This is a genomic window from Nitrococcus sp. (assembly GCF_059432795.1).
On the sequence record NZ_JBXWZQ010000031.1, the window covers coordinates 21,240 to 27,344 of the forward strand.

At 61.1% G+C, this 6,105-nt stretch carries 6 protein-coding genes; 2 read left to right on the forward strand and 4 right to left on the reverse strand.

Annotated elements, in window-relative coordinates:
• Positions 1-24: 24 nt before the first annotated feature.
• Positions 25-1,011: a zinc-dependent alcohol dehydrogenase family protein gene (locus tag AC52Q4_RS02830; RefSeq protein ID WP_495535287.1), complete on the forward strand. Its 987-nt coding sequence runs from the start codon at positions 25-27 to the stop codon at positions 1,009-1,011.
• A 41-nt stretch (positions 1,012-1,052) separates the two neighbouring features.
• Here the strand turns inward: AC52Q4_RS02830 and AC52Q4_RS02835 are convergent, their stop codons facing one another.
• The 4 genes from AC52Q4_RS02835 to AC52Q4_RS02850 are packed head-to-tail and all read right to left on the reverse strand — an operon-like array spanning position 1,053 to position 4,650.
• The gene (locus AC52Q4_RS02835) at positions 1,053-2,222 is read right to left on the reverse strand and encodes a sulfotransferase (protein ID WP_495535288.1); all 1,170 of its coding nucleotides are present in this window, start codon (positions 2,220-2,222) and stop codon (positions 1,053-1,055) included.
• 1 nt (position 2,223) lies between these two features.
• Positions 2,224-2,970, reverse strand: coding sequence for a hypothetical protein (locus AC52Q4_RS02840; protein WP_495535289.1), 747 nt, complete (start codon positions 2,968-2,970; stop codon positions 2,224-2,226).
• 34 nt (positions 2,971-3,004) lie between these two features.
• Positions 3,005-3,295 (reverse strand): hypothetical protein, encoded by a 291-nt coding sequence (locus tag AC52Q4_RS02845; RefSeq protein ID WP_495535290.1) that lies wholly within the window; start codon positions 3,293-3,295, stop codon positions 3,005-3,007.
• Complete coding sequence (locus AC52Q4_RS02850; RefSeq protein WP_495535291.1) at positions 3,292-4,650, reverse strand: arylsulfotransferase family protein; 1,359 nt, start codon at positions 4,648-4,650, stop codon at positions 3,292-3,294. The genes AC52Q4_RS02845 and AC52Q4_RS02850 overlap by 4 nt, the downstream gene beginning before the upstream one ends.
• A gap of 925 nt (positions 4,651-5,575) precedes the next feature.
• On the opposite strand from AC52Q4_RS02850, the gene AC52Q4_RS02855 reads away from it, so the two are divergent.
• A complete protein-coding gene (locus AC52Q4_RS02855) occupies positions 5,576-6,046 on the forward strand; it encodes a hypothetical protein (RefSeq protein ID WP_495535292.1) in 471 nt (156 codons plus the stop codon).
• Positions 6,047-6,105: the final 59 nt, after the last annotated feature.

The following is a 6,105-nucleotide window of genomic DNA, read 5'->3' on the forward strand; positions in this document are numbered from 1 at the left end:
AGGTACAACAGGGCAAACGCGAAGATGCGTGCGATGGTTTTCGAGGGCCCGGAGCCGCGTCTGCAGCTGCAGCGGCTCGCGCTTCCCGTGCCGGGCCGGGGACAGGTGCGGCTGCGGGTTTTGGCCTGTGCGGTCTGCCGCACGGATCTTCATGTGATTGATCGGGAATTACCGCAAGTCAAGCGCCCGCTCATTCCGGGTCATGAAATCGTTGGTGTGGTGGAGCGACTCGGCGAGGGCGTCACACGGCTTGCTATCGGCGAGCGGGTCGGTGTGCCCTGGATCGGCTGGACCTGTGGCCGGTGTCGTTATTGCCGGCGCGGACTCGAGAATCTCTGCCCTACGGCGAAATTCACCGGCTACACGCTCGATGGGGGGTATGCCGAATATGCGCTCGCCGACGAGCGCTATTGTTTTCCGATCCCCGCCGGCTATGGGGATGCCGCGGCCGCCCCATTGCTGTGTGCCGGAGTGATCGGCTATCGCGCCTATCGGCTCGCTGGGCCCGGTGTGCAGCCCCTCGGGCTCTACGGCTTCGGAGCCGCAGCCCATATTCTGGTGCAAATCGCCCGGTACGAGGGCAGAGACGTCTATGCGTTCTCCCGACCGGGCGACCGCGCCGCGCAGCAGTTTGCCTTGCAATTGGGCGCTGTTTGGGCCGGCGACTCCGATGCGACACCGCCGCAGGCCTTGGATGCGGCGATCATTTTTGCGCCGGTCGGCGATCTGGTCCCCAAGGCGCTCGCGCATACCGTGCCCGGCGGTAGCGTTGTCTGCGGGGGCATTTACATGAGCGATATCCCTTCCTTTCCCTACGCGCTTCTCTGGGGGGAGCGGCTCGTGCGTTCGGTTGCCAATGTGACTCGAGCAGACGCGGAGGGCTTTCTGGCCCTTGCCTCCCAAGTGCCGATACGCACTCAGGTCAGGCTGTTTCCGCTCGCCGAGGCGAACGCCGCCCTCGATTGTCTGCGTCGCGGGCGTCTGCAGGGAGCGGCCGTCCTCACACCATGAATCGATTGCCACGAAGGCCGCTTCAGCCGGGCGTCGTCTGCTCAAGGCGGGACAACGATACCGACGGGTTCGCCGGCTTGCAGGTTAAAGCGTGCGGCGGTCGCGGCGGTGCAACGCTGGATCAGTGCGCGCTCCTTGTCGTTGAACTGAGGCGCATAATAGGTGGGAAATCGGATTCGCTGCTCCGCATGTTCGAGCAATTCAGCGGACAGCGGGAGCCGACAGTGCTCTAGCAGCCGGCTTAGCGTCTCCCGCGGCGCACGGCATAGCTCTTCGAAGCGCACGACGAGTGTGGCCTGGCGCAGCCGCGGGTTGCGTTCCAAGACAGTGGCCAAGTAGGCGTGAATATGCGTCCAGTAGCGTGCCCAGCCTTCGAGCTCCGCTCCCCGTGCCCAGAGAGCAATGATTTCCTGTGCGGCTTCCTCGTCAGCGGCATTGATCGGGCGACGGTCCAGACCGAATTCATAATGGCCGATCCGGCGCAAGTGCGATAGCGCGCGCGGATTACGCTGGGTTCCCTCGCAGAACAGGGCGTGCTGTTTCATCAGTGAGGCGATGTGCCATACCGGGTCCCGCACCGGGATCACGAAGCGCGCATCGGCGAAGAGCGTGAGTAGGTACTCCAAGCGAGTGACGTTGTAGTTGCCTTTGGAGAGATAGCGCTTTCCCCCACGCACGAGCAAGAGCTTGCGAAGGTGGTCGCGGTAAAACGCCTCGAATTCGCCATTGGCCGTATGAGCGTCCAGCACCGCGTTTTCCCGGGGATCGTGCAGCCGAGGGAAAAAGGCCATCCAGAGGATTTCCTCGAACGCCTCGGGACTCTCGGGCGTAACCAATATGCCGTCGCGATGCGTACGCTCACTCGGTTCGGATGCTCGCTGTGGCGTGTAATCAAGGTAGCGGTTCCATAAGTAGGGCGTATAGACCCCGGGGTAGTCGCGGTAGCGGTGGACGGCGATTCCGGGCAGTGAAGACAGCAGCTCGAGTAGCAGTGTGCTGCCCGAGCGCGCCAGCCCGGCAATGTAGATCGGCGCTTCGATACGGGTCTCGACGAGCGCCTCGCTGAGCAAGCGCGTTTCGAGTGCACCGAGCTTGATCCCCAAGCGCTTGTGCCGGTCGAGGAAGCCGCCGAGCACGTCAATCCAGCGCGCGACGAAAAACGGGTCGTTCCGTTTGCAGTGCCGCTGCGTGGGGGTGCGCTTCCGTCTCATCTCAGGCAATCCGCCACCGCGCCTTGACCATGATCGAGATCCCGACCACCGAGAGGAAAAAGGGCGCTTCCCAACCCCGAAGCCACTGTGGCCCGAAATCGAGGTATTGCCTGTGCGGAAGGTCTACCTCAATCCAGTCAACCGCGGCGCTGTTCGGCAGGTAGCCGATCGGGTTAGCAATCAACGCATTCCACCAACGCCATTTATGGATGATCGGCACGGGCACCGCCAACGCCACATCGGCCACGATTTCCCGGCTCTCGTTAGAGACCCGGATCCGTGGCGTCGGCCGATGGCTTGGCTGGGGTTCGGGGCGGGCTGCCGCTACCCAGTCCACCCGCAACTCAGGGGGCATCGTCCGAACCGAGGGTATCGTTCCTGCTAGTGGGTAAGCGTAGCCGTACGCGGTGCTCAGCCAGCAAACAAGGGCGAGCAGTGGCAACGAGGACAGCGCCGCCGGCCAGGCCACGAGCCGCACCTGTTTCAGCGCGGTTCGCAAGAGGCTGCCTATAAGCGATGCGGCGCTGGCGAAGTCGCCATCGTGGGCTTCGAGGCGTTCCCGCAGCCGCGCGACTTCGGCTTTGGTGCGATAGATTCGAGCCTGGTCGGAAAGGGCTCGGTAAAGCCCCATGGAGATACCGCCGGCGACGATGCCCCAAAGGATGAGTCGTCCAAGCGGGGGGATAAGGGCCGCTGCTTGGGCATCGAGCCAGGCGAAGATCGGTGCTGGAAAATCAAATACACCCATGGTGAAGGTTCTCTGGAGCCGGCGAAGCGCCGGGTCAGGGCGCTCGCCGGGGCAACTCCTCGCTGCTCTGTTGTACCGCTGCGGGCGCCTCCGGGCGCTCCTGAGGCTGGGCCGCGGCCGCCGCGCGCCTTGTCCGTAGGCGCTTACGCCACTGGCGCACGGGCCAGAGGACGACGAATGCCAACGCAACGCCAGCGGCAAGTAGCAATCCCCACAGCGCACCAAGCAGGCTGAGCCCGGCACCGGGGCCAACATAGGCGAGAGCGGCATTGCTCTTGGTAAGCGCAACAAGGATTGATAGTAGGATTAGGTATTTCGTCCTCATCGGCTGTCGACCTTTTTTGTGAGTGAATTGGCGGAGAGTTGCTTACGAAATTCGGCTGTGAACGCGCTCGGGGGGAAACGTTGCGCCCCGCTGACGATGGGGATGTATTTCTCGTCGGGACCGCCACGGATCGGGTTATGGTACTCCCAAGCTATGTTGCCCGCGGGCGTTACCTCGAGCAGTCGCCCGCCGTCGGATTCGGTGATCAGCGTGTTGCCGTTGGGCAGTCGCTGCTGAGTCCCGCGAATGAGGCTCTGAAAAGGCCGCATCGCGTCTCCGGCATAGCTCCAGACGATGGCTCCCGTGCCGGGATTGACCTCGATGACGCGGCTTTTGCCACCGCGTCCGAAATGCCCGCGATTGTCGAAGAGCAAGACATTTCCATTTGGCAGAATGTCCGCGTCATGTTGTGAGAGCCACGCTCCGCGCGTTGCCCAGACGATCACGCCTCGTTCGATGTCGAGCAGCGCAAGCGTGCCGCCGGCGAGTTCGCGCAATGACAATAGAACCTGCCCCGCGGCGGCGACGGGGATATTGCGGGACAAAGCGTCGGCCGCGGCGCGATCAAGGACGCGCACCGAATTGGTATGCAGCGGATCCTCCAGCGTGTAATAGGCGGTGCGCCAGAGCAGGCGGCGATAGTCCGAGCGGTTGAAGGCATCGAGCAGGGAGATCTTCCGCAGGGTCTTGCCCTCGGGGGAGAGGATTGCCAGCTGGTCTTCCAGCAACGGCGGCCGCAGGTCGGGTACGCCCTCCAAGGGCTCGCGGCGGAAATCATGGCTGAGCGCATAGATGCGCCCGCTGGGGGTCACGGCAAAATCGTGATGAAAGCGATCCAGGTTTGTCCAGATGACTTCGGAGTTCCGGTCGAGCTTGACCATGCCGTAACCCCAGGGGGTATCCCCGACGCCGATGTAGATCGCCAGCAGATCCCCGTTGGGATAAGCCTGCGCCTTACGCATATAAATCTGCCTGTCGGGTACCGGGTCGCGCACGGCCGCCGTGGAATCCCACAGCGAGCTGAACTCGCGATGCCATTCGTGCACGATTGTGCCGTCCATGGCGATCAGCTGCGCCGTTGGTGCGTGCCCGGAGGTATAGAGGGTCAGGCCAGGGTAAGCGTCTCGTCGCTGATGGATTGTGCTACCGCGTTGCGTCGTCCGCGCAGGCGCCCAGAGATCTGCGGCAAAGCGATCGCGGTAATCGGCGTGTTTGGCAATCAAAGCGGTTGCGCCACGATAGGCGTCACGGACGTAGTTGCTGGGAAAAACCGCCGCGACGGTGGCCACCGCGCCACCGAGGAACGCCAGGAATACAATCGCGAGAAGGAAGAGCACGTAGGAGAACCTGTTCATTCCCCGCCATCCTTAGGTCATCACCCGGTAACGCTTCGAAGTCGCCACGCCATACCGAGCCTTGGTAGTGGCAGGCGACGCAGTTGAATTGAGGCAAGCAACATGCCAATTAGCGAAGATAAACGCGTTTCAGACGCTGGACCGTTACATCTACCGGGTTGCCTGTCGCCAGAAACCGACAAGCCCCCGTAGTTTGTCCGCACGGCATGACCAATGTCTGTAGAGCGATTCATCGATCAGTTGCCGTGCCTTCGATCGGTTCTGCGGTAGGACGCTCTCTCGCCAAGCGCAATGCCGTTCGGTCGTGTAGGGGAAAAAAGCCCTCCAGCATGGCGACCAACCTTATGGCCGGCGGCGCTCATGTACTCCGAGGCCGCCCGGCCGCAGATGCGAGTGATTGCTGCGCGCGGATGTCATTCGCGTGCCGGCACTGCCACGCTTTGACCATAATTCGGCCCGTCGCAGCGGCAGTCCGTTGTTTACAGGCAACATTCGCCTACCAGGGAACTTTAATGTTGTGAGTGGTCGAAAAATAACGGGCGCTTTCTGCTTTCCCAATAATGTATGCCTAGTTGTTTACGTGTTACGAGAGATTGATTAGACTTTTAGCTGAGTGTTCATTGTCTCGTATCCACAACAGGAGTGGCGCATTATTCGCAAATATATGGCAAAATTAGGCAGGTTCCGTTGCCTTGAGGCGACATGAGCTTTGGCTTAGCGACGAAATCAACGAATCCCGGAACACTCTGCGCTGCTTGGTAAGGAATTAGATCGAACGATGGGTGTGTCTGATAAAGGGATGCAGTCGCGCGTCTAGGAAGGATGGCAAGGTTTTGCCACCTCTGGGCGGATGATACTAGGCATGGTGTTTGCAATCCAAACAGCAGGCTAACTTTAAAATCAAGAAATCCGGAGGTTTCAAGTGATGATCCGAAAGGTTTTGCTCGGACTTCTAATCAGCATGACGCCGCTGTGGGCGTTCGGCCAAGGTACGTCAGGTATCGGGCCTGAGGCGGGTGACAAAGAGATCGTATTATCGGGTACCGGCAACAGCCGCAACGACTTGGATCAGATGTCCTTTGGCGTCCTGGGCGGGCTGGGCTGGTTCTACACGAGACAGCTCGAGTTCGGTATCCGCCAAGGCGTGAGCCACACTGACTTGCCGAATACTGGTCGTAATAGGTGGGAGGGCTCCACGCGAGGGTTCGTGGACTACCATTTCATCCCCACGGATCGCGCCCGGCCGTTCATCGGGGCCAGCCTAGGCGGTACCTACGGCCAGCGGGTCAATAAAAGCGCCATTGTGGGCCTCGAGGGTGGCTTGAAGTATTTCGTGCGGCCGAAGACCTTCATTCATGGGGCCGTTGAGTACAAGTACTTCTTCGAAAATCTGTGAGATATCGAAGATGCCTTCTACGACTGTGCGTTCGTCTACACGGTCGGTATCGGCTACCT